General features: G+C 53.9%; 22 protein-coding genes and 1 pseudogene. 16 read left to right on the top strand and 7 right to left on the bottom strand.

Translation table 11 applies throughout. The features are described from left to right. Positions 1-678: 678 nt before the first annotated feature. Positions 679-1,791, top strand: a complete 1,113-nt coding sequence (locus tag ABNV41_RS11725) for an AIDA repeat-containing protein (protein ID WP_349934755.1) — start codon at positions 679-681, stop codon at positions 1,789-1,791. A 112-nt stretch (positions 1,792-1,903) separates the two neighbouring features. On the opposite strand, the gene ABNV41_RS11720 is transcribed toward ABNV41_RS11725, so the two are convergent. Further along, positions 1,904-2,206 (bottom strand): hypothetical protein, encoded by a 303-nt coding sequence (locus tag ABNV41_RS11720; protein ID WP_349934754.1) that lies wholly within the window; start codon positions 2,204-2,206, stop codon positions 1,904-1,906. Positions 2,207-2,732: 526 nt separating this feature from the next. Between ABNV41_RS11720 and ABNV41_RS11715 the strand changes: the two genes are divergently transcribed. After that, a complete protein-coding gene (locus ABNV41_RS11715; protein WP_349934753.1) occupies positions 2,733-3,527 on the top strand; it encodes an IS5 family transposase in 795 nt (264 codons plus the stop codon). Here ABNV41_RS11715 and ABNV41_RS11710 read toward each other — a convergent pair whose 3' ends face one another. Continuing rightward, entirely contained in the window at positions 3,528-3,806 is a 279-nt protein-coding gene (locus ABNV41_RS11710) for a hypothetical protein (protein ID WP_349934752.1), read from the bottom strand. Positions 3,807-4,073: 267 nt separating this feature from the next. On the opposite strand from ABNV41_RS11710, the pseudogene ABNV41_RS11705 reads away from it, so the two are divergent. Beyond that, a pseudogene (locus ABNV41_RS11705) lies at positions 4,074-5,813 on the top strand (Hint domain-containing protein). Positions 5,814-5,870: 57 nt separating this feature from the next. Here the strand turns inward: ABNV41_RS11705 and ABNV41_RS11700 are convergent. Continuing rightward, the gene (locus ABNV41_RS11700) at positions 5,871-7,292 is read right to left on the bottom strand and encodes a deoxyribodipyrimidine photo-lyase (protein WP_050820329.1); all 1,422 of its coding nucleotides are present in this window, start codon (positions 7,290-7,292) and stop codon (positions 5,871-5,873) included. Positions 7,293-7,460: 168 nt separating this feature from the next. Here ABNV41_RS11700 and msrB point away from each other — a divergent pair, with 168 nt between their 5' ends. The 4 genes from msrB to ABNV41_RS11680 all read left to right on the top strand — a co-directional run bounded on the left by msrB (position 7,461) and on the right by ABNV41_RS11680 (position 11,531). Continuing rightward, positions 7,461-7,928, top strand: a complete 468-nt coding sequence (msrB, locus tag ABNV41_RS11695) for a peptide-methionine (R)-S-oxide reductase MsrB (protein WP_050819220.1) — start codon at positions 7,461-7,463, stop codon at positions 7,926-7,928. A 32-nt stretch (positions 7,929-7,960) separates the two neighbouring features. Beyond that, on the top strand, positions 7,961-8,398 hold the full coding sequence (locus ABNV41_RS11690; protein ID WP_050819221.1) for a DUF4112 domain-containing protein: 438 nt from the start codon (positions 7,961-7,963) through the stop codon (positions 8,396-8,398). 194 nt (positions 8,399-8,592) lie between these two features. Beyond that, the gene (locus ABNV41_RS11685; protein WP_050819222.1) at positions 8,593-9,801 is read left to right on the top strand and encodes an AI-2E family transporter; all 1,209 of its coding nucleotides are present in this window, start codon (positions 8,593-8,595) and stop codon (positions 9,799-9,801) included. Between the two features lie 113 nt (positions 9,802-9,914). Then, complete coding sequence (locus ABNV41_RS11680; RefSeq protein ID WP_050819223.1) at positions 9,915-11,531, top strand: bifunctional aspartate transaminase/aspartate 4-decarboxylase; 1,617 nt, start codon at positions 9,915-9,917, stop codon at positions 11,529-11,531. A gap of 130 nt (positions 11,532-11,661) precedes the next feature. On the opposite strand, the gene ABNV41_RS11675 is transcribed toward ABNV41_RS11680, so the two are convergent. From ABNV41_RS11675 to ABNV41_RS11665, 3 genes are all read right to left on the bottom strand, one after another. Next, the gene (locus ABNV41_RS11675) at positions 11,662-12,210 is read right to left on the bottom strand and encodes a Dps family protein (RefSeq protein ID WP_087651539.1); all 549 of its coding nucleotides are present in this window, start codon (positions 12,208-12,210) and stop codon (positions 11,662-11,664) included. A 156-nt stretch (positions 12,211-12,366) separates the two neighbouring features. After that, positions 12,367-13,338, bottom strand: coding sequence for an NAD(P)H-dependent glycerol-3-phosphate dehydrogenase (locus ABNV41_RS11670; RefSeq protein ID WP_050819225.1), 972 nt, complete (start codon positions 13,336-13,338; stop codon positions 12,367-12,369). Positions 13,339-13,404: 66 nt separating this feature from the next. Continuing rightward, positions 13,405-13,638 carry a bacterioferritin-associated ferredoxin gene (locus tag ABNV41_RS11665; protein ID WP_087651538.1) on the bottom strand — a complete coding sequence of 78 codons (234 nt, stop codon included), beginning with the start codon at positions 13,636-13,638 and terminating at the stop codon, positions 13,405-13,407. Between the two features lie 337 nt (positions 13,639-13,975). On the opposite strand from ABNV41_RS11665, the gene ABNV41_RS11660 reads away from it, so the two are divergent. After that, the gene (locus ABNV41_RS11660; protein ID WP_050819227.1) at positions 13,976-15,427 is read left to right on the top strand and encodes a hypothetical protein; all 1,452 of its coding nucleotides are present in this window, start codon (positions 13,976-13,978) and stop codon (positions 15,425-15,427) included. Between the two features lie 79 nt (positions 15,428-15,506). Here the strand turns inward: ABNV41_RS11660 and ABNV41_RS11655 are convergent, their stop codons facing one another. Further along, positions 15,507-16,043 carry a PACE efflux transporter gene (locus tag ABNV41_RS11655; RefSeq protein WP_080986746.1) on the bottom strand — a complete coding sequence of 179 codons (537 nt, stop codon included), beginning with the start codon at positions 16,041-16,043 and terminating at the stop codon, positions 15,507-15,509. Positions 16,044-16,105: 62 nt separating this feature from the next. On the opposite strand from ABNV41_RS11655, the gene ABNV41_RS11650 reads away from it, so the two are divergent. The 8 genes from ABNV41_RS11650 (at position 16,106) to ABNV41_RS11615 (ending at position 22,730) form a co-directional block, all read left to right on the top strand. Then, entirely contained in the window at positions 16,106-17,035 is a 930-nt protein-coding gene (locus tag ABNV41_RS11650; protein WP_050819228.1) for a LysR family transcriptional regulator, read from the top strand. Between the two features lie 133 nt (positions 17,036-17,168). Then, on the top strand, positions 17,169-18,374 hold the full coding sequence (locus tag ABNV41_RS11645; protein WP_050819229.1) for an amine dehydrogenase large subunit: 1,206 nt from the start codon (positions 17,169-17,171) through the stop codon (positions 18,372-18,374). Further along, positions 18,371-18,913 carry a MauE/DoxX family redox-associated membrane protein gene (locus tag ABNV41_RS11640; protein ID WP_006117006.1) on the top strand — a complete coding sequence of 181 codons (543 nt, stop codon included), beginning with the start codon at positions 18,371-18,373 and terminating at the stop codon, positions 18,911-18,913. The genes ABNV41_RS11645 and ABNV41_RS11640 overlap by 4 nt, the downstream gene beginning before the upstream one ends. Next, the gene (locus ABNV41_RS11635) at positions 18,913-19,515 is read left to right on the top strand and encodes a redoxin family protein (protein WP_196332630.1); all 603 of its coding nucleotides are present in this window, start codon (positions 18,913-18,915) and stop codon (positions 19,513-19,515) included. The genes ABNV41_RS11640 and ABNV41_RS11635 overlap by 1 nt, the downstream gene beginning before the upstream one ends. Continuing rightward, on the top strand, positions 19,502-20,089 hold the full coding sequence (gene mauA, locus ABNV41_RS11630; protein WP_003625995.1) for a methylamine dehydrogenase (amicyanin) small subunit: 588 nt from the start codon (positions 19,502-19,504) through the stop codon (positions 20,087-20,089). The genes ABNV41_RS11635 and mauA overlap by 14 nt, the downstream gene beginning before the upstream one ends. 2 nt (positions 20,090-20,091) lie before the next feature. Further along, positions 20,092-20,601, top strand: a complete 510-nt coding sequence (locus tag ABNV41_RS11625; RefSeq protein ID WP_050819231.1) for a hypothetical protein — start codon at positions 20,092-20,094, stop codon at positions 20,599-20,601. Between the two features lie 110 nt (positions 20,602-20,711). After that, positions 20,712-22,091, top strand: coding sequence for an outer membrane beta-barrel protein (locus tag ABNV41_RS11620; protein WP_196332614.1), 1,380 nt, complete (start codon positions 20,712-20,714; stop codon positions 22,089-22,091). A gap of 48 nt (positions 22,092-22,139) precedes the next feature. After that, positions 22,140-22,730, top strand: coding sequence for a methylamine utilization protein MauD (locus ABNV41_RS11615; protein WP_012812484.1), 591 nt, complete (start codon positions 22,140-22,142; stop codon positions 22,728-22,730). Positions 22,731-22,839 lie beyond the last annotated feature (109 nt).

The following is a 22,839-nucleotide window of genomic DNA, read 5'->3' as shown; positions in this document are numbered from 1 at the left end:
GGCAATGCATAAGGTTTGGCAGCATATCTGCAATGCAAACAAAGCATATGATGTTGGACACTATTATACGCATTGTTTTGGGTAATATATTGAGAGGCGATTCTGGCGCGGAATGGGCCCTTCTTTAATTTTTCATAGTTAAGAAAAGCAAAGTTATATTGGACTATTTTGGTACGTTATTAATATCATGAAATGTGTTTGTTTTTTGGTTGCATTAAGGTTTTTGTTTTCCTAACAAGAAATAAGATTCTAGGGTGCAAAGATAATTTAACGAACTACCTGATTTTTCGTGTGTTTTTGCGCACATAACAGTTTTAGACGCGGGCATAATTGATGATGAGCAGAAATTTGAATGCGCTTTCCATTTCTAATTCAAAACGAATGTCTTTTTTCGTACCAAAAGGTGAAAATCAGCAAAATTATCTGACCCGCACGCGGCCGCAACCCCGGTACAGGCAGGCCCCGAAGGTATCTTCTGAGATCTTACTGAAGGTGATTGGGTCATGAACTGGCGCGCCTCAATTTGTGTTGGAATGACCCCCCAGAGCGCTTCAATCACCAAGATTTCCTGTGGTGTCCGCGTCATGCAGGAACGCCAAGGCAGTTCGAATGCCCCCGACGGATCACTGCATAGCAGGTGATTGAGCAGTGCAAGAATATCTTGAAACAGAAAGGTAAATGAAAATGAGTGATGCTCCAACCCGAGTACAGGGAACAGCAAAAGTTCCAGGAGAAGTAAATGGAAGTTCTGTTACCAGCGTTAATAACGTTTTTAACATGGGAACAGACAGCCTTACGGTAAGCGACGGAGGGACGGCCACAAACGTAACCATACAGGGGTATGGTTATGTCTATGGTGGCACCGCTTCTAACTGGAGCGCTCTTTCAGGTGCCTATATGGCAGTGGATAGCGCAGCTACGCTTACAAATTTTACCGATAATGGCGCATACGTTGAAGTAAACGGCGGTGCTATAGTTAATTCCGCGCAGGTATTAAATCCTTTTAAATTAGACGGAAAAGGCTACCTTATCATCAATAGCGGTACTGTGAATGGTGGTACTGCTACCTCTGGCGGTATGATTGATGCTAAAGGCACAAATGCTATTGCCAACAATGTTAGTACCAGTTCTGGTGGCCAGATTGTGGCAGAGCAAGGCACGGTTAACAGTGCTACCGTGGGGAATGGTGGTAGCTTTACTGTGTGGGCTGACGGAAAGGCAAACACTACGACTGTAAATGGCGGCGGTGAGTTCTACGTTAGTGGGACGGCAACTACGACGACAGTAAATTCTGGCGGCGATGTGTCGGCTTGTGGAAATGTGACTGGCACCACCCTCAACGATGGAAAGCTAACAGTTCTTGATGGTGGCACTGCTGATACGACTACTGTTAGCGGTACAAGCGCATCACTGTATGTGAACAGTAACGCGACTGCAAATAACAACACCATTGATGGCGGTAGCGTCTTTGTTGAGGGACTTGTCTCAGGCGGAACGCTGACTAACAAAGGCCAGATAAGGGTTTCCGCTGGGGGTGTGATTTCCAGCATCGATACGACAGACGGTAGTCTGTTTATTTCTGCTGGTGGTTCTGCCTATGATACAAACGTTGTGTCAGGCTTTACACAGGTTGACGGATATATTTCTGGCGGCTCCATCTACGATGGAAAAATCCAGATTGATTCTGGTGCCACAGCTTCTGGTGTTTCCGCTTCCGGCACGGACTTTCCGACACAAGGTACCATTGAGGTTGATGGCGGCACGCTTACAGGCTGTTTCAAAAGGGTCTAAACCACCCGAAAACGTGAGTCATACTCAAAGGTTTCTATAGGTTTTTGCTTACGTTGAAGGTGCCGTTTTCAGGCACAAAAAGGTGGCCGGAACATTATACCCGGCCACCTTATCATTTTACCAAATGACGATAAGCAGCAAAAAGAGGTCGGCAAATAAACCCTAGAATTTTTAGTGGTATGATGATTGGCGAAAACATTATGAAGCCAATCACGTAGAAAAACCAAGCAAGACCATTCAGTAATCTATTATCGCTGAACCGGCCTTCAAATTCATAGCTATCTTCACCGTCCAACTCATCCAGCATGTCTTGCAGGCGGGCTTCTTCCCGAACCTGCTTGCGCATTTTGAGCCGGTTTAATTCCTCTTCAAGCTCCTCGGTTGTCCAATCGTCATATTCAGGCGGCAAACTCACCTTCTAACCTCAGTTGGGCCGCTGAAAAACTTTGGGTTGCCATACTGCATTTTAATCAGTTCTTTCGCGTTGAACACATTATTTGCAGTAACAGTAACTTCTTGTACTGAACCATTAGGAAGAACTATTTTTGCTTTATACAGCCTATCAGCCATTATCGTAACCTCGTGCTATTTCGTCCTACGACAGACGTGTTTGAGCATCGGCGCCTCCTGGCGTCGGGCGGGTCGTAGCGTGTTTACACGAGGCATAGTCACGCCCTGCCTATTTCCCAGACGATAAACAGCTTTCACCGTTCACCGCTGGACAATAAGTCCGGGTGTTGTATTGGGCAGGCCACCCGACATAGGAGACCGCCTCGTGTAAAAAGGCGCTACGACACGCCAGCACACATACTAGCACAGGCCAAAACTGGCAGCTAGGTTTCACTGTAAGCCCTTGATATAGAATAATAATTACAATTTTTTAACTTGACTTGAGTATGGCCTATCATATAATAGGAGCATGATTGGCGTGATGCGCATATATGGCCTACGATACTGATCTCACTGATGAACAGTGGGGGCTAATTAAACGCCACATCCCTCGCGCCAAAAAAGGTGGTAGGCCACGCGCTACCAACATGAGACGCGTAATTGACGCAATCATGTATGTGCTTACGCATGGGTGCAAGTGGCGGGGCTTACCCAAAGATTTCCCGCCGTGGGAAACAGTGTACCGCTATTTTGCTGACATGCAGCAACGGGGCCGTTGGCGGCGTATTCATTATGACTTGTATGAGAAGGTACGAAGGGCCGCAGGTAAAAACCCACAGCCCTCTTTGTTGGTGATTGACAGCCAAAGTGTCAAAACAGGCAAGTGCGCAAGTAATGACACCAAGGGATATGACGGCGGCAAGCGCGTAAAAGGCCGCAAGAGGTTTATTGCAACCGATAGCCTTGGGTTGCTGGTTGATGTATCTGTGACCACAGCCAACCGTCATGATACCAAAGGCGGTAAGAAGGTTATGGCCAAATACCGCAAACGGGCCAAAAATCCCCGCTTGAAGAAGGTGGTAGCTGACAAGGGTTTCAGAGGAACCATATTTGCCGGGTATGTAAAATCAGCCTTCAAGGCCGTGGTAGAAATTGGACAAAACCACACCACGGCCAAAACTGGATTTGTACCCGTCAAAAACAGATGGGTGGTAGAACGTAGCTTCGCTTGGCTTGGTGATTGTAGACGGCTTACGATTGACCAAGAGCGCACCATTTCCCATAGTTGCGGGATGGTGCGTTTGGCCTTCATACGCTTGATGCTGAGAAGGCTGGTGCCGGTATGATTACTGTAGAGGTTTATGCAATTCTTTCTGAAGTGCCGCTGCAAAATTCATTAAAGCAGTCTGGGCTTTTACAATAGATTCATCAGTGCTTTTTACTGGATGAACAGTGTGAGTAAAAACAAACGATGTTTCCTCGCCGAATGTTACATTCAGTTTTACTTTGTGTGCATCCTCTTCTACCGTATCGTCCCATCGCTGTAAATTTTTATTACTTGCATCTTCAGATTCAATTTCAACAGTCGTGGCTTCTAAGCTTAGAAATTTCACTTCTACACTCATACCTAAAATCCTTTTGATATACTGACTAAAAGATTGTAGGCGCTTATACAGCCTTTGCAAGATGTTAGCGCGTAGAGATTGAATAAAGGTAATATCTTTAGAAAAAGTCACTTTTTATTCTCCTATCGGAACAATTCGAACGCAAGTCGCGCTATTGTTTTTCACCCAAATAGGTCAGAATAACTTTTGACCTGAATTACCTCATTATCGGTAAAACTGCCCAAGTTAGTAGGGTATGACTCAAGAAATTTGGCTGTTTACCTACTTATGAAACAGCCTGTTACTGATGCCACAACGCATGATTACGGTAACGTTACCCTTATTACCGGCACTGTAAATAACCTTTCCGCAACAGGCGGTGGTATTACAATGACTGGCGGCACACTCTCTGGCGGCACGTTCCAGAGTGGCGCTACCATGACTGTTAATGCAGGCGCAGTCAGCGGTACTGTTACCATTGGCAATAAGGGAAATGCCAATGTAAGCGGCGGAACTGTTTCCGATATCAACATTGCTTCTGGTGGTTCCGGGGCCATTACGGGCGGATCTGTTGCTGATGTTACTGTTTCATCCGGTGGCACGGTCAATTTTAATGCCGGCGCAACATTAACGGACACACTCACGCTCTCAAGTGGTGGCACAGCTTCTATCACGGGCGATACAGGGGGTGCTGTTCAGCTTGGAGATGGCTATACAAGTGGTTTAACAATTACCGGGCTGAATACCTCTAAAGATACAAATGTTACGACAACGATTAACGGTTGGACCAAGGACAGCCAGATTGATCTGCAGTATGTGACATTTAATAATGCAAAATGGAAATATTCTGACGCAAATACTGTTGCGATCACAACAACAGATGCCACAACAGGTGATACATATACTGTTACGCTGAACATACCGAATGTTGAAGCAACGGGTTTCAATCTGGTTAATGATAACCAGGGTGGTACAATCATTACCTGCTTCCTGGCTGGCAGCATGATTTGCACGCCTGATGGTGATGTGGCGGTTGAAGATCTCCAGATTGGTGATCAGCTTGTTGCGTTTGATTGGGAACATGACAGGGAAGTTACCCGCCCGGTTGTATGGGTTGGCAAGGCACATGCAAAAGTGCGGGCTGGTTTGCCGGATGATGAGGCCGGATACCCTGTGCGTATCCTTAAAAATGCCATTTCAGATGGCGTGCCTTACAAGGATATGCTGATTACCGCAGAGCATTGCCTGTGCTTTGAGGGCAAGTTTGTGCCGGCCCGTATGCTGGTAAATGGTTTTTCCATTTTCTATGATAAATCCATTACCTCTTACGATTACTATCACGTGGAAACAGACCAGCATTCCGTCATCACGGCCGATGGCATGCTGACAGAAAGCTATCTGGATACCGGCAACCGCCGCGCTTTCCGTCAGGAAGGTAAGGTTGCAACACTACGCGGCGCTGTGCAGAGCTGGGCAGAAGATGCAGGCGCACCCCTATGTGTGGACCGCGCTTTTGTTGAACCTCTGTTCCACAGGCTGGAAGCACGCGGGAACAGCATGGCGGGGCACCGTGTGCCAGCAAAACAGGCTGTTGTGGCAGATCCTAACCTGCATCTGGTTACGCAGGCAGGGGCCATTATTCGCCCAATGCGGCATGAAGGCCAGCGTTACAGCTTTATACTGCCCGCCAATACGTAATCTGTGCGCATTGTCTCCCGCGCTAGCCGCCCGGCAGATGCGATCGGCCCGTTTGTGGATGATCGCCGCCAGATGGGTGTGGCTGTGGCAGACGTGCATTTTATCACCGCCAAAAAGCTGCATTCCATTACAGCGCATCTTCAGGCTGAAAAGCCCGCAGGCTGGCATGATACGGATTGGACCGATTGCGCATGGACAAACGGTAACGCCATGCTGCCTTTGGGTGAGTGCACCAAGGGGAACATGGGCCTTCTGTCTCTGAATATTCGTGCCGCTGGCCCGTATGTGGAGCATAAGGCAGACAAACAGGCACAGGTTCTTTCTGCCTGATTTTAAAAAGTTAGTTCTAAAAACAGGCTCTATCTCTTATGGGGTAGGGCCTGTTTGTTATTTGGGCAGGTTTTTCCAGCACTCCAAGGCGCGCAGGCGGCCCAGTTTAAGGTCCACAATCGGGGCCGGATACTTTAAACGCTGCGTGCTTTTCCATGGCGTGTGAATGGTTTTGTTATCCAGCGCCGCCAGTTCCGGCACCCATGTGCGGATATACTGGCCTGCTGGATCGTATTTTTCAGATTGCCCCACCGGGTTGAAAATACGAAACCACGGTGCGGCATCAATGCCCGTGCCAGCGCCCCATTGCCAGTTCATGGCGTTTACGGCGGCATCAGCATCTACAAGCTGAGTGTAAAACCAGCGTTCACCTTCTCGCCAGTCTGTTAGCAGATGCTTGGTTAAAAAGGAGGCCACAACCATGCGCACGCGGTTGTGCATCCAGCCCGTGCGGGCCAGTTGGCGCATGCCGGCATCTACCAGCGGAAACCCCGTTTGCCCTTGCTGCCATGCGGCCAGATCTGCGGCATCTGTGCGCCACGGCATGTGGTCAAACTCTGCGCGCAGGTTGCGGGTGGCAAGGTCGGGCGTGGTGAACATCTGCATCCATGCAAAATCACGCCAGCCCAGTTCTGCCAAAAACTTTTCGGCATCGGTGGTCAGGTGTGGATTCTGGTCGGCTGCATGGCGGATAGCGTGCCAGATCTGCCGCACAGAAATCTGCCCCACCCGAATATAAGGTGAAAGCAGAGATGTGCCGTGCGGTGCATCTGCTCTATCGCGCTGTGTTTCGTAATTTGCCAGTGCGTTTTCTATAAACCGGTGCAGGTTGGCGTGGGCGGCTTTTTCTCCACTTGTCCAGCCGGGAGGCAGAGCAGGTGGCTTTGTGCCAACACGGTGCAGGTGCACGCCATCAGGCAGCGTAAGGGTGTGGGCAGGCACATACTCTTTGCCGCGCATATCTGGTGCAGGCAGCGGGGGCGGGGGTTCTGGCAGATCCCGCGCAGCGCGCCACCATGCTGTAAACACACGGTAGGGCTGGCCCGCCTGCGTGCGTATGGCCCAGGGTTCAAACAACAGGCGGCCGGTGCAGGAATGTACGCTCACGCCCTGTTTTTTCAGGCTGGCATGTACATCCGTATCTGCCGCAATGCCCGGGGCATCGTACCGGCGGTTCCAGAACACATCTGTGGCATTTACGGCCTGCGCCAATGCGGGAACAGAAAGCCCCGTTGGCCCGCAGAGCATAAACAGTGTCTGCCCCTGTTCGTGCAAACTGGTGGCCAGTTGTGCACAGGCCGCCTGCGCCCAATCTGCAATGCGGGTGCCAGAGGCATCTTGCAAAGCGGCATCCTGCACATATGCGCACAATACGGGCTGCCCGGTGGCGCAGGCCGCGTGCAGGGCAGGGTTATCAGCCACGCGGTAATCATCTCGCAGCAGAACCAGAACAGGGGCGGGGGAGTGTGCATGAACCATACACAATGTGGTGCCGGTATAGCTGCGCACATGCAATGGGGTGGGCCATAATTTTGTAAGAGTGCGGGTTCTGATGGTCGCTAGAGTGTGAAGGTATCAAACTATGGCCATGCGCGTTGTTGGTGCCATAATGTATAACTGTAAACACGGCAGGAAAGGCGATTAGCCATGTCAGATTCTTTATCAGGCAGCTGCGGTGCCGGTGGGTGCGGCCCGCGTGGCCCGCTTACCCCAGAGCAGGAGCAGATTCTGTTTGGCCACGGAACGGAGTATCCCGGCTCCAGCCCGCTAAACCATGAAAAGCGCGAGGGTGCGTATCATTGCGCGGCCTGCGGGTCTTTGCTGTTCCGCTCTGCCACCAAGTATGAAAGCGGCAGCGGCTGGCCTTCCTTCTGGGCGGCAGAACCTAACGCTGTTGCCACGCATAAAGATACCAGCCACGGCATGGTACGCACAGAAGCCCATTGCGCACAGTGTGAAGGGCATTTGGGCCATGTCTTTCCCGATGGTCCGCCCCCTACAGGCCAGCGTTATTGCATGAACGGTCTGGCGCTGGATTTCAGGCCAGATCCGCAGCGGGCAACATCTGCTGGTGGAGCAACTTCTATGGATCATACAAGCGGCTGGGCATCTTGAAAGCGTTATGCCCCCTGCTTACGTAATGAGGCATGACAACACACGCTCTGGCTCATACCGGGTTTTCCTCTTTTCACAGTGGGCAGTCTGCTAACGGGCAGCCCTCTGCGGATGCACTGCGCCGCCTTAAAAGGGTGCGGCGTTTTGCGTGGCTGCTGGATGCCGCCATTAGGCTGCCCGGCACCCGCGTGCGGCTAGGGGCAGATGCCATTGTGGGGCTGGTGCCCGGCGGTGGCAGCACGGTTATGGGCCTGCTTTCCTTTTATGTGGTGTGGGAGGCCTGGCGCATGGGCCTGCCGCTTAAGCTTTTGCTGCGCATGGTGGGCAATATTGCCATAGAAGCCGCAGTGGATGTGGTGCCCGTGGCGGGTGATCTGCTGGACATTGCCTTTAAGGCCAACATGCGCAACGTGGCCGTTATGGAAAACTGGCTGGGTGTGCCGCCCTCTGCCGCTACGCGTAAAAAATAGGCATCATTTTATAAAACATGATTGTTTCTAATAAGGGCTGCCCATTGGGTGGCCCTTTTATGTATCTGGCACGTTAGCAGGTAAAACAGGCAGGGTGGCCCGCCACGTTTAGCCTGCGTTGCAAGAAAAAAGGGTGTGGGCGGCGCCATTTTGCAGCACAACGGCACAAATGCCGGTGGTTGGCAGAGGGTGCAATGTGCCCTCCGTTCTTCCGCCCCGCAGGCAGGAGAAAACACGCCGTGCAGCCGCCAGATAGCAGCGCCCCAACCCCGTCCATTACAACGCCAGCCGCTTCTGCGCCTCATGTGCCAGAGGCACCGCAGCTTGCCGGGCTGGAGGCATCTGTTCACAAGCTGGAAAACACGGTGCGCCGTTTTTACCGGCTGGCTGTTATGGTGGTTACGGTTACGGCGGCAGGGCTGTTTGTAAGCTCTGGCGGTGCGGTGGTGATGGTGGTGTTTGCCTCTGCCTTGGTGGCGGTGGTGCTGCATGCTGCGGCGCGTATTCTCTCGCGCCTGCTGCATATTCCGCAGTGGCTTTCTGTCATGCTGTTTGTGTTGGTGCTTGTGGGTGCACTTTCCCTTGTGGTGCATGTGTCCGGCCCGGAACTGATGGTGCAGCTTTCACACTTGCATGAAGCTTTAACCAGCGAGCGCGATGCCCTGCACAACATGCTGGACAGCAACCCGCTGGGCCATGCGGTGCTCGACCACTTTCCACGTTTTCTGGGTGGCAACATGGTGCCAGATGGCCATGCGGGCACAGATAACGGCATGGATTTTGCAGGCTCCATGACCAACGTGCTCACCTCCACCTTTGGTTCGGTGGGCACCATGGTGGTGATTATTATTGCCGGGGTGTATTTTGCACTTTCCCCCCACCTGTATGCCAACGGCATTTTGCGCATAACGCCTGTGGCTTACCGCAGCACCATGCGCACTGTGCTGCTTACAACCGGCCATGCCCTCACTGCTTGGGTGGCAGGGCAGATGTTGGATATGACGGTTGTGGGGTGTTTGACATGGAGCGGCCTTTCCCTGCTGGGTATGCCACTGGCGCTGCCTTTGGGGCTGGTGGCGGGGCTGGCCAATTTTGTGCCGTATCTGGGCACGTTTATCGGGGCTGTGCCCGCGCTGCTGATTGCGCTTTCCGTTGGCCCGCGTGAGGCCATGATGGTGGCGGGCCTGTATGCCGCTATCCAGACGTTTGAAGGGTATGTGATGTCTCCCTTCATTCAAAAACGTGCGGTGCGGATGCCGCCTGCGCTTACCATTCTTTCGCAAACAATTTTTGGTGCGTTTTTGGGCATGTGGGGCTTTATTTTTGCCTCCCCCATTACAGCGGTGCTTCTGGCTGTGGCCAGCCGCCTTTCCGCACCACTCCCGCCGAATGAAGAAGTGTAACCTTGCCCATACGTAGGCAAAACCGCTGTTTTTTTACACTTTCCCACTGGTCATAATAGAACAGGACATGCAAGCTGATGGTGGCAAGAAGTTCCGCAGGAAGGAAACCCCGCATGTCTAGCACGCCGGATGCGTATCAAAAATTTCGTCATCTCAGCCCGTTTGAATTGAAAGATGAGCTTATAAAACTGGCCTCTGGCCGTGCCCAGCGCGCCATGCTGGATGCCGGGCGAGGCAACCCCAATTTTCTGGCAACACTGCCCCGGCAAGGGTTTTTTCAGCTTGGTATGTTTGCTGCGGCAGATTCAGCACTTACCTTTTCCTACATGGCCGAAGGCGTGGGCGGCGTGCCCCGGCGTGAAGGCATAGAGGCACGGTTTGAAGCCTTTTTGGCAGATAACCAGAACGTGCCGGGTATTTCCTTTTTGCGCCGTGCCGTATCCTATGTGCGAGACCAGCTTGGCCTGCCGGCAGATGAGTTTTTGCTGGAAATTACATCCGGTATCTTGGGGTGTGATTACCCCACACCGCCGCGCATGCTGCGTTATACGGAAAAAGTGGTACGCCATTACCTGCTGCACGAAATGGCAGGTGGCACCATGCCAGAAAGCACAACAAACCTGTTTGCGCTGGAAGGTGGCACGGCGGCCATTAGCTACATTTTTGCATCATTGCGAGAAAACGGGCTGATCAAGCCGGGTGATAAAGCGGCCATTGGTATGCCGGTGTTTACCCCGTATGTGGAAATTCCCGAACTGCGTGATTACCAGTTGCAGGAAGTGGCCATTAACGCCAGCCCGGAACAGGGGTGGCAATACCCGGATGAAGAGCTGGACAAGCTGCTTGATCCATCCGTTAAGATCTTTCTGGTGGTCAACCCCAGCAATCCGCCATCTGTGCGCATAAGTGATGAAGGGCTGGCCCGCATTGCCGAGATTGTTAAAAAGCGGCCAGACCTCATTATCGTAACAGATGATGTATACGGCACGTTTGCAGATGATTTCCGCTCCATTTACGCCATCTGCCCGCACAACACTATTCTGGTATATTCCTTCTCCAAGTATTTTGGGTCTACAGGCTGGCGTTTGGGCGTGATTGCCATGCACGAGCAGAACGTGCTGGACGAAGCCCTGGCCGCATTGCCAGAAGCCGAAAAGGTTGAGCTGGATAAACGCTATGCCTCGCTTACGCCAGATGTGCGCGGCCTGAAGTTTCTGGACAGGCTGGTGGCAGATAGCCGCACCGTGGCCCTTAACCACACGGCAGGGCTTTCTACCCCGCAGCAGGTGCAGATGGTGCTGTTTGCCCTGTTTGCGCTGATAGATGGGCGTGATGCGTATAAAAACGCGCTCAAACGCCTGCTGCACCGGCGCGAACTCGCCTTGTATCGAGACTTGGGCGTAAAAGCCCCGGATGATGCTGGCAGCACGCATTATTATACGCTGATTGATCTGGTAAATGTGGTTACGCAGCTTTACGGCACGCGCTTTGCCCGCTGGCTGATGACGCATATGGATTACCAGACAATCCTGTTCCGTATTGCAGAGGAAACAGGCGTTGTGCTGCTGCCGGGTGATGGTTTTGCTGTAAAACGCCCCTCGGCCCGTGCTTCATTGGCCAATCTGAACGAATATCAATACGCAGCCATAGGCGCTGCCCTGCGCCGCATGGCCGGTGAGTATTATGACCGCTACCGGCAGGAAAAAGGGCTGAACAGCAAAGGGGAATAATCTGTTTAGGGCAGAAAAATCCCTGCTGCATGTTGGCCAGCAGTCTTTCATAAAAAAGGGCCCGGATTGAAAAGTCCGGGCCCTTTTTATGCACACGCGTTTTTAAAATACGCTGGCAGGAAAAACTGTTTTACTCGTTATGGCCAAAAACCGGGCGCGTGCTTTCAAACAGGAACCACGTGCGGCGTTCTGTTTCATCAATCCAGGTTTCAAGCAGGCTGGTTGTGGCCACATCTCCGGCATCGGATGCAATGGCATGCACGGCGCGCAGGCGCTTGGTGAGGGTAAGGTTATCTTCCCGCAGTTCTGAGAGCATGTCCTCTGGGGTTACGTACAGGGCATCGTTATCAGAAATTTTGGTTTTGCGGGCAATTTCCCCAACCGAGTGCAGGGTGGTGCCACCAATCTTGCGGGCGCGTTCGGCCATGGGGTCTGTCATGGCAAAAATCTGCTGGCTCTGTTCATCCAAAAGCAGGTGGTAATCCCGAAAATGGCGGCCGCTCATATGCCAGTGAAAGTTCTTGGTTTTAATATACAGGGCAAATACATCGGCCAGAACTTCAGACAGGCCACCCGCTACGGCCTTTACCTTATCGGCCTTCAGGTCTGTGGGCGTGCCAAGATATTCCTTGATATGGGCTTCTTTAGCTGTGGCGGCTTTTGCTGTGGTTGTGCTCATGGTCTGAACGAACCTCCTGTTTTCACTTTTTGGCAACACCAGATTGGTTGCTGCCAAGTGCTGCCTTTACACGTGGTACGATAAAGGCATCGTGCAAGGCCTGACATGGAAAGATCACAATCCTCACATCCATGTGAATGTCAGGGTGCAACGCGTTCAGGGGGTATCAAGTTCCGTGCGCAGGGGGCGGGTTAAAAGCTGCTCCTGCGCTTGTGGCAGCGTAATCCTGCCTTCCAGAAAAGCGGCAATGCAGGCGGTAATGGGCACATCCACCTTATGCTGGCGGGCCAGTGCCAGAAGAGCATCTGCTGTGGTCACACCTTCTGCCACGCCGGGCAGAGTGGCCAGTGCGGTTTGGGTGGCGCTGCCCCGGCCAAGGGCCAACCCCATCTGATAATTGCGCGAGGCCTCACCCGTGCAGGTCAGCAGCAGGTCTCCCAACCCGGCAAGGCCAGCCAGTGTGGCGGGGTGTGTGCCCAAGGCCACGCCAAGGCGGGTTATTTCTGCCAGCCCACGGGTAATAAGGGCCGCGCGGGCGTTTTCTCCCAACCCGGCGCCAATGGTAATGCCCGCCGCCACGGCAATAACGTTTTTGGCCGCCCCCCCAAGCTGCACGCCAGTAATATCTGCACTGGCATAAAGGCGCAGGCGCGGGGTGGAGAGCAGATCTACCAGCTTGTGTGCCAGATCTACATTGGCAGAGGCCACAACAGATGCCGCCGGAAGGTCTGCCGCAACCTCACGCGCAAAGTTGGGGCCAGAAAGTACAGCCCCCGGCACATCTGGCCGCAGCCGGTGCAGCACATCCAGCGGAAAAGCCAGCGTGCTGCGTTCTATGCCCTTGCAGCACAGCACGGCAGGCACGCCTGCAGGCACCAGCGGCAGAACAGAGGCCATATGTTGGGTGGGAATAACCATAAGCGCGCACGCCACATCTGCCGGTGGCGGCGCAGAGGAAACGGTTATGGAATCTGGTAGCGGAAAATCTGGCAGGCGCGGCATGGCGCCAGAGGGCAGGCGGGCAGGGTTACGTGCCCACAAATAAACCTGTGCCCCGGTGCGGGCGGCGTGCAGGGCCAGCGCAGTACCCCATGCGCCAGCGCCCATAACCAGAATACGGTGTTTCATGCTCTAAGCGGTGCCAGAACCCCAAGCGGGGCGCAAGCACCATATAAAGCAGTAGCTTTAAGCGCCTTAAGCAGACAGCGCCACGCCAGCATGAGCCGGCACCATGTGGGCCGGAACTTCGGCCTTTTTCATGTGTTTCAGCCGGGCTTCACGCAGCAGGCACACAACGCCTTTTACGCAGTTCCCGCACTGGGCCTTGCAGTTGCGTGCAGCATAAATTTCACGCGGGCGGGTAGCCCCATCCGCCACTGCGGCTTCAACGTCCTTGTGGGTGAGACGATTGCAAGAGCAGACAACCATACGCAGCACCTTTGTGGTGGGTGATCGATTCTGAGTAAGACCTGACCACAAATAAGAATGAATCGCAATTATTTTTTGCAAAAAGTTCTCATTTGCTTGTGTTCTGCCTGTGCATATGGGGATGAGGTGCACGTATTTGGTGTGTGATTTTTGCAATGTTCGTATCAATTTTATGCATATGCATAAAAAAATAATAAATTTCATTCATATTAAAAATATAAGGAGCGCATCTTAAAAAAGCCTTTATTTAATAAAGCGAGGATGCGTGGATAAAAATATAACAAGAACGTCGTATGTTCTCTTCCTGCTGTGCACGTTCTTTTTTATTTACAGAAACATGGAAGGTCTTGGTTATCTTCCATTTGGTGATGAATCTGGCCATTTTTTAGGGGCCATTGCTCTGCATCGTGGAGATAGACTTTACCGTGAATACATAGATGCCCACGGCCCACTGGTTTTTACGCTTTCGTGGCTGGTTGGCCATGTTGTGGGGTGGTCTCAGGTCTGGTTAATGCGTCTGGTTTCCACCGCATGTGCGGCGGCGGCTGGGGCTGCGGTCTTTTTTTCTCCGCTGTTTCGGTTGGCATGGCAGCGTTATCTGGCCACCGCCCTGTGGTTGGGTATGGTGGGCAGCGTATGGGTGGTGCAGGGCCTTAATCTGGATGATTACTGGACAATAGGCGGGGCGCTGGCTGTTATTGCGTTGGCCATGCTGGCGGTGCCGCTTGTATGTGCTGCTCCTGTTTCGCGCATGCAGGCTTTTATGGGCGGGGCTGCCTTGGGGTTGCTACCTTTTGCCGCTTATCCGTTCAGCCTGTTTTCTGCTGGGCTGGGGCTGGCTGTCTTGTGCGTGTTTCTTTCTGCCCCTCGGCAATATCAGGTGCCCTTTGTGGGGATGATGCTAGGCGGTGTGGCTGCCGTTGGCATCATGCTGCTCTGGCTGCTGGTATATGGTGATATTGGCGGCATGGTTGCGTTCCATTTTATCGCCAATCAGCAGTGGTATGCGCATTATATTCCAATGGACGTAAACCAGTTCTGGCAAAGTTTGCGTTTTTCTTTGGCTCCAGATCGTCTTGTTCAAACAATAGCTGTGTGCATGCTGGCTGTGGGGGGCGCGTTGCTGCTGTTATACGGGCGGCATAGGGTGGCGGCGCTGTTTATCCTGCTTGGCATACTAAGCTTGCAGGCGCGTGGCAGTGTCGGGTTCCAGAATGGCTCATTCCTTATGGCCGCTCTGGGCCTTGGGGCTTTGCTTCTGGCCAGTGTGTTGGCATCCAAACCTAAGGTGCTGTTTTTTGTGGCCGTTGCCTGTGTGGCATTAACGGTTGTTGGCGCGCGGCATGCGGTTTCATCTCCATTTGGGCAAACCGCGGCGCAAAGGCATGCGGTAGGCTGGCACCGCTTTAGGGAAAACCCCACCGTGGGCTTTGCAACCCTTATTCGTAAATATGCTGCACCGGATGAGCGTGTGCTTGTTTTGCCGTATAATCCCGATGTTTATATTTACGCCAATCGCCTTTCCATGAAGAAATATCACGCCTACCTGCCGTGGGAGGCCGATTATGCGGCCCATCCGTGGCATGGATATACGCGCGATATTTGTGTGGATCTGCCAAAGGATGAACCCCCGGTTATCTATTATGATCACTGGGTTGTCTGGGGTGCGTATCCGGCAGAAAAGTTTATGCCCTGTTTTTTACAGGTGCTGGAAAAAGACTACACGCAGATGCCGGATGATCAGTTCATTTATGTTAGAAAAGATCGGCTGGCAGCGCAGCAGCCGTAAAATACTTAGTTCTTCTGCATAAGTTTTGCCCCCTATCTCTGCCATGCAGGGTAGGGGGTATTTTTTGGACTGGCTTGGCTTACCCGTTGGCCTTGCCCGTTGCGGGGTGGTCCGCCGGAATAGGGAATATCCGGTCATACGCCATGTTAAACACAAACGCATAAGCCAGATAAAACACGGCAATGGACATGCTGAGCGAAAACGCCGTCAGCACACTTTCATGCAGGTACCATGCAATGGCGGGCAGCAGCACAATCTGCAATCCGGCTTCAAACAGCACTGTGTGCACAATGCGTATGCCCACTGTTTTGTGCGTGGTGGCATAAAGCCGCGCCATTATGCGGTCGAACACCACATTATAAATGTAGTTCCATATTGTAGCGGTTATGGCGCTGCCAATGCCAATAACCCCCATGGAGGATTCGTGCAGCCCGAACAGCGTGCTGCCGCCGGGTATAACAATGGCCAGCGCGATAAGCTCAAACAGCAGCACGTGGCGCACACGGTCTGCCGTACCGCGCGTGCCCACAGCCGGGGCATTTTGTGCGGTCTGATGATCTGCCATGGCAGAAGGGGCCGAAGCGGCCTGAACGGAACTGAATGTTTGCGTTGACATGCGGCGCAATCTATCGCCACCCTCGCCAAAGGAAAGATAAGAACCATCAGGAAAACAGATGGATGAATGTCTCGCTCGAACAGCTTGAAGCCTTTGTTGCCACAGCGGATGCAGGATCATTTTCCGCAGCAGCCCGCCGTTTGGGGCGTGCGCAGTCTGCCATCAGCACGCATGTGGCCAATCTGGAAGTAGATCTGGGGCTGGAGCTGTTCCTGCGCACCGGGCGCACACCTGTATTGACACCAGAAGGTGAACGCCTGCTGCGTGAGGCCCGCGTGGTGCTGGACCGGCGCGAACATCTGATAGGCGTGGCCCGATCTTTGGAAGATCAGGTTGAAAACCGGCTGGTTGTGGCCATAGATGAACTATACCCCGAACACGCCCTTGGCCCGGTTTTTGCCGAGTTTGCAGAACACTTCCCCTACGTGGAAATGGAAATCCTTTTTCCGCTGATGGAGGATGTAGGCCAGCTTGTGCAGGAAGGGGCCGCGCATCTGGGGGTGATGTGGCAGCAAACACGTATGCCGCCAGATCTGGCGTTCCGCACCATCGGGCGGGTGCCGCTTAAATTGGTATGTGGGCGCAGCCACCCGTTGGCCCAATGCGGCCCCGTAGCGTGGGAAGATCTTAAACGGTATCGGCAGATTATGGTGGCCGCCCGCGGGCAGGAGCGCGAGCGCCAACACCTGCGCGTGGCGGGTGAGGTTTGGTGGGTGGAAAGCCACTGGGTGATTCTGGAGTTGGTGAAGCACAATATCGGCTGGTCTTTTATCTCAGACCACATTCTGGAGGCCTCTCCCGCAGCGCCAGATATTGTAACACCGCCCCTGGCGTTTGATGCCGGAGACAGGCCCGTACCCCTTGCTGTGGTGTGGCATCACAAACGCCCGCAAGGGGCGGCTGCGCGCTGGTTACGGCAACGCCTATGTGGCTCGGAGTCTGTTTTATATAAAAGGTCAAACAAAAGTTCACAAACGCGCGATCAGATGTAACAATTTGATATTCAAGAAAATATAGATGTCATAACAGCATAAAAATGCATATCAGGGCGCATGTTTTGTCTTGCGGACGAAATGAGAAACGCTATGATACCGAAACATTCCGGTATCGAGAGAAACAGTTCGCATGTCTCTTCAAAAAGTCCGCCCCTCCCTGCTGTGTGCCCTTCTGGGCAGTGCAGCCATTCTGACCATGGGAGGAACCGCCGCCAAGGCAGCGGAACCCGTATTACAGACCGAGCAGAGTGACGTTATTACCCTGCCTCCTTATTCCCCCCACACCATTTTGGTGGAAGATGCGGTTTACACCCACAACAAGGATGGCCGCGTTTATGTAGTGGATGCCGATTCCGGCAAACTGCTGGGCATGGTGCAGGCCGCCTATAACGCCAACATGGCGCTTACGCCCGATGCCAAGCGCATTTACGTGGCAGAAACCACGTGGGAACGCGGCAACCGTGGCGCACGGAACGATCTGCTGGCCGAATATGATGCCAGCACGCTCAAGATCACATCCGATGAAAAACTGCCCGCCCGCGCGCTGGTCACGCCTAAAAAGAACGACTTCGCGCTGAATGCCGATGGCTCACGCGCCTACGTGTATCAGATGAGCCCCAGCAACGCGGTGGAAGTGGTGGACAACGCCGCCCACAAAGTGACGCAGACGGTAGAAATTCCCGGTTGCGCGCTGGTGTATCCGTGGGGCAATTCCGGCTTCTCCTCCCTGTGTGCAGATGGCACGCTGGCCAATGTTAGCCTTGGTGCAGACGGCAAAGTGGGCATGACGCACACAGCCCCGTTCTTTGAACCCGACAAGGATGGCATTTTTGAACAAAGCCCCACTGTTGCGGCAGATGGCACGGCTTACTTCATCAGCTATAGCGGCATGGTGTACCCCACAAAAATGGGGGAAAACAGCACGGTAGAAAAACCGTGGTCCTTGCAGGAAGGTGCGGGGCTGAAGGCAGCGCCTGATTCCTCCAAGCCGTTTGAAGTAACATGGCGCCCCGGTGGCTGGCAGATTGCCGCCCTGCACAAGGCATCTCACCAGATGTACGTGCTGATGCACAAAGGCACGTTCTGGACACATAAAGATAACGGCACGGAAGTGTGGGTGTATGATACGCAAACCCACAAGCGCATCCGCCGCTATCCGCTTAAAGTGGCCAGCAACCTTGTGGGTGTCACGCAGGATGAACATCCGCTGATGTTCACCGCCAATGAAGATAACGGTGATTTCTTTGTGTCTGATGCGCTTACGGGCAAGCCCCTGCGCACCATGAAGGCCCTTGGTTCCTCCCTTATCTTTACGGTTGCGCCGGGTGAAGGATGAGCCTGCTGGCTGAAACAGCCCCGCTGGCTGCCCTGTGCGCAGGGGGCATTGGCACCATGTTTTTGGTGGCCGGTGTTTCCAAACTGCGTGGGCATGATGCGTTTTTAGGCACGCTGGCCTCTTACCGGCTTTTGCCCTCATGGTCATACGAAGGTGTGGCGTGGGGCTTGGCCGGGGCAGAGGTTCTGGCTGGTCTGGCGCTGTTTTCCGGCTTTGCCGCCGGGCTTGGCGGTTTGGCTGCTGCGGCCATGCTGGTGGTGTTTGCGCTGGCCATGGGCATAAACGTGGCCCGTGGGCGCACCAGCCTGTCTTGCGGGTGCACACCCGGTTTGGTGTCTGAAACCCTGTCATGGAAGCTGGTCGCCCGCACCGTGCTGTGCGTGCCGCTGGCGCTGGCCCCATGCTTTGCATCTGGCGTTTCTGCCTTTGTATGGGGGCAGGGCGTTATGGCGGGTGTGGCGCTGTATCTGGTGTGGTTGGCACTGGTGGCGCTGCCGCCAGAACGCGTACCCGGATCTGGCGGAGGGCAGGAAGCATGATGCTGTTTCTATACATCTGGCAGGGGCTGCTTACGGTTCTGGCCCTTGGGCTTGCCGTTATGCTGGTAGCCTTGGCCCGCCAGATTGGTGTGCTGCACGAACGCCTTGCACCGCTGGGGAATCAGGAAGCCAAGCCGGGGCTGGATGTGGGGCAGATTGTGCCGCGTCTGGTTTTGCATACGCTACAGGGCCAGCCTTTTGTGGTGGGGGATACCCTGCCCGCAGGCGCCAAGCAGCTTTTGCTGTTTGTGGCGGCGGAATGCCCGGTGTGTAAGCGCGTTATCCCCATTGCACGGCAGGTGGCTGCCGAACGTGGGCTGGACCTTATTTTTGTGGGCGATGGCCCCGAACCTGAACTGAAAAGCATGGTGGCTGCCCGCCCGGAAATGCAGGGTGTTCCCCTCATAACCGGTGTGGAGCTGGCCCTTGTGCTGCAAATTAACCGTATGCCAGCCATGGTACTGCTTGATGAACGCGGCACCATTCTGGCCAAAGACCTCGTGAATACCCGGCGTCAGATCGAAGGGCTGCTTGGCAATATTACCGCCACACCCCCGCAGGGTCTGACCGATACAGGAGCAATGTCTCATGCTGCCGTCTGAAAACAAGAACTCCGCAGAACAGGGCACCCTGTTTGACCGGCTGACCGAATCTCTGCTCCGCCGTTTTGCGGGCAAAACCTCCCGCCGTGGCGTGGTGGCAAAGCTGGGCGGCGTGGCCGCTGCCGTGCCGCTGTTTCCGCTGCTGCCGGTAAGCCGCGCCAATGCGGCTTCTTCCTCCGCAGCCAAGGCTGTGGCCAAGGCCACAACGCCGTTTGGCTCCAAGGCGCAGGCCAAAGATGCCAACGCGTGCGATTACTGGCGGTATTGCGCCATTGATGGCAATTTGTGCTCCACCTGTGGTGGTGGCGTACATAGCTGCCCGCCGGGCACGGCGCCTTCTCCCACATCCTGGATTGGCAGCTGCTACAACCCGCAGGATGGCAACTCCTACATGATTGCATATCGTGATTGCTGTGGTCAGGATTCCTGTAACGAAGTGACCTGCCTGAACACGGATGGAGATCAGCCTTCCTACCGCCCCATGGCCAATAATGACATCATCTGGTGCTTTGGCACGGGCACGTCTGAAATGTACAACTGCTCCACAGCTGCGGTGATCGGGAAAGCTTCCTGATTATGTTGCGTGCTGTTTTCCGCCTTGCCGTGCCTGCTGTTGCAGCGTGTGCAACACTGGTTCTGGCAGGCGGGGTGGCACGCGCGGCAGATGCCGTGCCGGGGGCCACAAGTTTAAACCCCACGCAGGTTGCCTATCTTTCACACTGCGGGGGGTGCCACGGTATTGCAGGCGTATCTGGCCCAACCTTTGTGCCTATGCTGCGTGATAGCGTAGGCAGCTTTGCCTGCACGGATGAAGGGCGGAAATATCTGGTGCAGGTGCCGGGTGTTTCCATGTCCCTCATTCGGGATGATCAGCAGTTAGCCGATGTCATGAACTTTGTGCTGATTGATCTGGGCGGCAAAAGCACGCCGCCGGGCTTTAAGCCCTATACAGCGGCAGAAGTGCATGAATGGCGGAAGCATCCGCTTTCCATGCCAGATTTCATGGCCAACCGCGCCCATGTGCTGGAGCGTTCTTTAGCAGCGTGTCATCGCAGCAACAATGGCGCGGCTGCAACAGTAAAGTAACACGGCAAGCCCTGTTCTGCAGGGCTGCTCTCGGCTAGATCACGGCTTTGGTGCCACACTAATTGTAAAACAGAAGCAAACCCGCCCCCTGCCGCGGTTGTTTGTGGATAATGGGAGTATCAGGGAGCATGCGTTTGCGCCACCGTTTGTCCGCCGGTATGTGTTTTGCCCTGCAACTGGCAGCGCTGCCTGCATTTGCGCAGGAAAAAACCACCCCCGATGATGCCGAGCGCCCTTTGGCAGTGGAAGAAACAGCAGCAGAAAAAAAGCAGGCCAAGCAGGATGAGGTGAACCTGAAAAGCCCTTCCAGCCACTCATGGTTTGATGATGTTGAAGGCCATATTGTGGTGGAAGCCGGTGTAAACGGTAACCCATGGACCAAAACAGGCCGCAACTGGGCACAGTCTTACGTAGATCGGGCCAACACCGCCACACTAAACCAGATTACCGGCACGCTCTCCCACCCGGTAACAGAACTGGGCGATGGCTACGGCCTGGGTTTTGTGTTTGAGGTTCTGTACGGCTCCGATGCCCGCTTTAACCCCACCATTGGTATGGGTGATGGCAACCTGACAGGCATGTACCAGTGGACGCCCACTCAGGCGCATATTGATGCCCACCTGCCGTGGCTGACCAAAGGCGGGATAGACCTGCAAATTGGCCAGCAATATGGTATTCAGGGTTTTGAAGGCACAGATGCGCTGGAACGGCCCTTTTATTCCTACAACTATTCATCCGATTACATTGTGCCGTTTGAAACCGTGGGTGTTCTGGCCACATGGCACATGACAGACCACGCAGCCCTTGTAATGGGTGTAAACGCCGGTAACTCCACCACCTTTGGCCACGCCAAAAACAACAGCCGCCCCAAAGGGTATTTTGGTTTCCAGTTTACAGAACTTGCAGGTGGCAAGCTGGATGTTGCCGCCATTGGCTATTTTGGCCCGCAGCAAAGCGTGTACGCCATTGGGCGTGAAGCCAACCACGATATGGAATATATTGGAGACCTTCTGGCCTCCTACAAAATTAACGATAAAACCACTGTCACCCTGAACGCCACCTACTTCCATGATGATTACCTGCGTGATGATGTGTACGGTGTAACCGCCTATTTCGCGCATGATTTCAGCGATGAGCTGACGTTTAACGCGCGTGGTGAAATCTTCCGCGATAACAATGGCGGCGTGGTGGGCAACAACACATCTCCCATGTCTTACGTGAACGAACTGCGTGGCCAGAACTATCCGTATGATTACGCACCCGGCACCACCTATGGGGAACTCACGGTGGGTGTTACGTATCGCCCCGGTTTTCTTAAGCTGCCCAAGGGGTCTTTTTCCATCCGCCCGGAAGTGCGGCTTGATAAATCCCTTAACGGCACAAAACCCTTTAACCGTGTTTCCCCCACGGATGATCCAAACGTGAACTATGCCAATAACGGCATGAACAACATGTTCTGGTTCAGCTGTGATGCCATCTGGGCATTTTAAAACACCGTTACGCCACTCCACCACCGGCACAACATAAAGGACCAGCCCGTGCAGAACCTGATATACGCCAATGCTGCCCTTACTGTTGTGCTGCTTGCGGCCTGCATTGTTATGGGCCTGATGCTGCGCCGTATCCGCCGCCTGTTTCAGGAAATTGCACCGGTGGGTGCGCTTACCAGTTCTCGCGGCCCGCAACCGGGAGATGCCTGCCCGCCACAGCCTTTTCACACATTGGCGGGGGGCGTGCTGGCGCTGGCAGGGGGTGCCAAGCCACGGCTGGTGCTGTTTGTTTCTGCAACATGCCCGATCTCTCGCAAGGTTATTCCCATTGCGCGCAACTTCTGCGGGCGTGAAAATCTGGAACTGGTGCTGGCGGGGGATGATGCCCCAACCATTCAGCAGCACTTTGCCCAGCAAACCAACACACCTGCTGCCGCGTTTATTAATGATCCGGCGCTGGGCCGTGCCTTGCAGGTAGATAAACTGCCTGCCGCGTTTTTGTTCGATCAGCAAGGCACGCTTATTGCCCGTGGGTTGGTGAACAACCGCGAGCATCTGGAAAGCTTGCTGAACGCGTGGGAAAGCGGGTTCAGCACCGTGCAAACCTACATGCAGCACACGCGCCGCAACCGCGCGTGATGTTGGGTGTGTATTTGTAAAATATTTGGCAACCGTATTATAAATAATCGCAAATAGTTTTTATTGACTCTTCTGCTCATAACTTGCCAGATTTAAATTAAGTTCTGGA

It is taken from the genome of Acetobacter sp. A11-2 (assembly GCF_040208445.1).
Classification (GTDB): domain Bacteria; phylum Pseudomonadota; class Alphaproteobacteria; order Acetobacterales; family Acetobacteraceae; genus Acetobacter; species Acetobacter oryzoeni.
Note: the sequence above shows the minus strand (reverse complement) of the source record. Positions and strands in the feature narration are given on the sequence as shown.

What these genes read in the sequence shown, in the direction of transcription:
- ABNV41_RS11725 (WP_349934755.1), top strand. Translation starts at nt 679, where the DNA reads ATGAAAATGAGTGATGCTCCAACCCGAGTACAGGGAACAGCAAAAGTT.
- ABNV41_RS11715 (WP_349934753.1), top strand. Translation starts at nt 2,733, where the DNA reads ATGGCCTACGATACTGATCTCACTGATGAACAGTGGGGGCTAATTAAA.
- ABNV41_RS11710 (WP_349934752.1), bottom strand. Translation starts at nt 3,806, where the DNA reads ATGAGTGTAGAAGTGAAATTTCTAAGCTTAGAAGCCACGACTGTTGAA.
- ABNV41_RS11700 (WP_050820329.1), bottom strand. Translation starts at nt 7,292, where the DNA reads ATGGTTCATGCACACTCCCCCGCCCCTGTTCTGGTTCTGCTGCGAGAT.
- msrB (WP_050819220.1), top strand. Translation starts at nt 7,461, where the DNA reads ATGTCAGATTCTTTATCAGGCAGCTGCGGTGCCGGTGGGTGCGGCCCG.
- ABNV41_RS11690 (WP_050819221.1), top strand. Translation starts at nt 7,961, where the DNA reads ATGACAACACACGCTCTGGCTCATACCGGGTTTTCCTCTTTTCACAGT.
- ABNV41_RS11685 (WP_050819222.1), top strand. Translation starts at nt 8,593, where the DNA reads ATGTGCCCTCCGTTCTTCCGCCCCGCAGGCAGGAGAAAACACGCCGTG.
- ABNV41_RS11680 (WP_050819223.1), top strand. Translation starts at nt 9,915, where the DNA reads ATGTCTAGCACGCCGGATGCGTATCAAAAATTTCGTCATCTCAGCCCG.
- ABNV41_RS11675 (WP_087651539.1), bottom strand. Translation starts at nt 12,210, where the DNA reads ATGAGCACAACCACAGCAAAAGCCGCCACAGCTAAAGAAGCCCATATC.
- ABNV41_RS11670 (WP_050819225.1), bottom strand. Translation starts at nt 13,338, where the DNA reads ATGAAACACCGTATTCTGGTTATGGGCGCTGGCGCATGGGGTACTGCG.
- ABNV41_RS11665 (WP_087651538.1), bottom strand. Translation starts at nt 13,638, where the DNA reads ATGGTTGTCTGCTCTTGCAATCGTCTCACCCACAAGGACGTTGAAGCC.
- ABNV41_RS11660 (WP_050819227.1), top strand. Translation starts at nt 13,976, where the DNA reads ATGGAAGGTCTTGGTTATCTTCCATTTGGTGATGAATCTGGCCATTTT.
- ABNV41_RS11655 (WP_080986746.1), bottom strand. Translation starts at nt 16,043, where the DNA reads ATGTCAACGCAAACATTCAGTTCCGTTCAGGCCGCTTCGGCCCCTTCT.
- ABNV41_RS11650 (WP_050819228.1), top strand. Translation starts at nt 16,106, where the DNA reads ATGAATGTCTCGCTCGAACAGCTTGAAGCCTTTGTTGCCACAGCGGAT.
- ABNV41_RS11645 (WP_050819229.1), top strand. Translation starts at nt 17,169, where the DNA reads ATGTCTCTTCAAAAAGTCCGCCCCTCCCTGCTGTGTGCCCTTCTGGGC.
- ABNV41_RS11640 (WP_006117006.1), top strand. Translation starts at nt 18,371, where the DNA reads ATGAGCCTGCTGGCTGAAACAGCCCCGCTGGCTGCCCTGTGCGCAGGG.
- ABNV41_RS11635 (WP_196332630.1), top strand. Translation starts at nt 18,913, where the DNA reads ATGCTGTTTCTATACATCTGGCAGGGGCTGCTTACGGTTCTGGCCCTT.
- mauA (WP_003625995.1), top strand. Translation starts at nt 19,502, where the DNA reads ATGCTGCCGTCTGAAAACAAGAACTCCGCAGAACAGGGCACCCTGTTT.
- ABNV41_RS11625 (WP_050819231.1), top strand. Translation starts at nt 20,092, where the DNA reads ATGTTGCGTGCTGTTTTCCGCCTTGCCGTGCCTGCTGTTGCAGCGTGT.
- ABNV41_RS11620 (WP_196332614.1), top strand. Translation starts at nt 20,712, where the DNA reads ATGGGAGTATCAGGGAGCATGCGTTTGCGCCACCGTTTGTCCGCCGGT.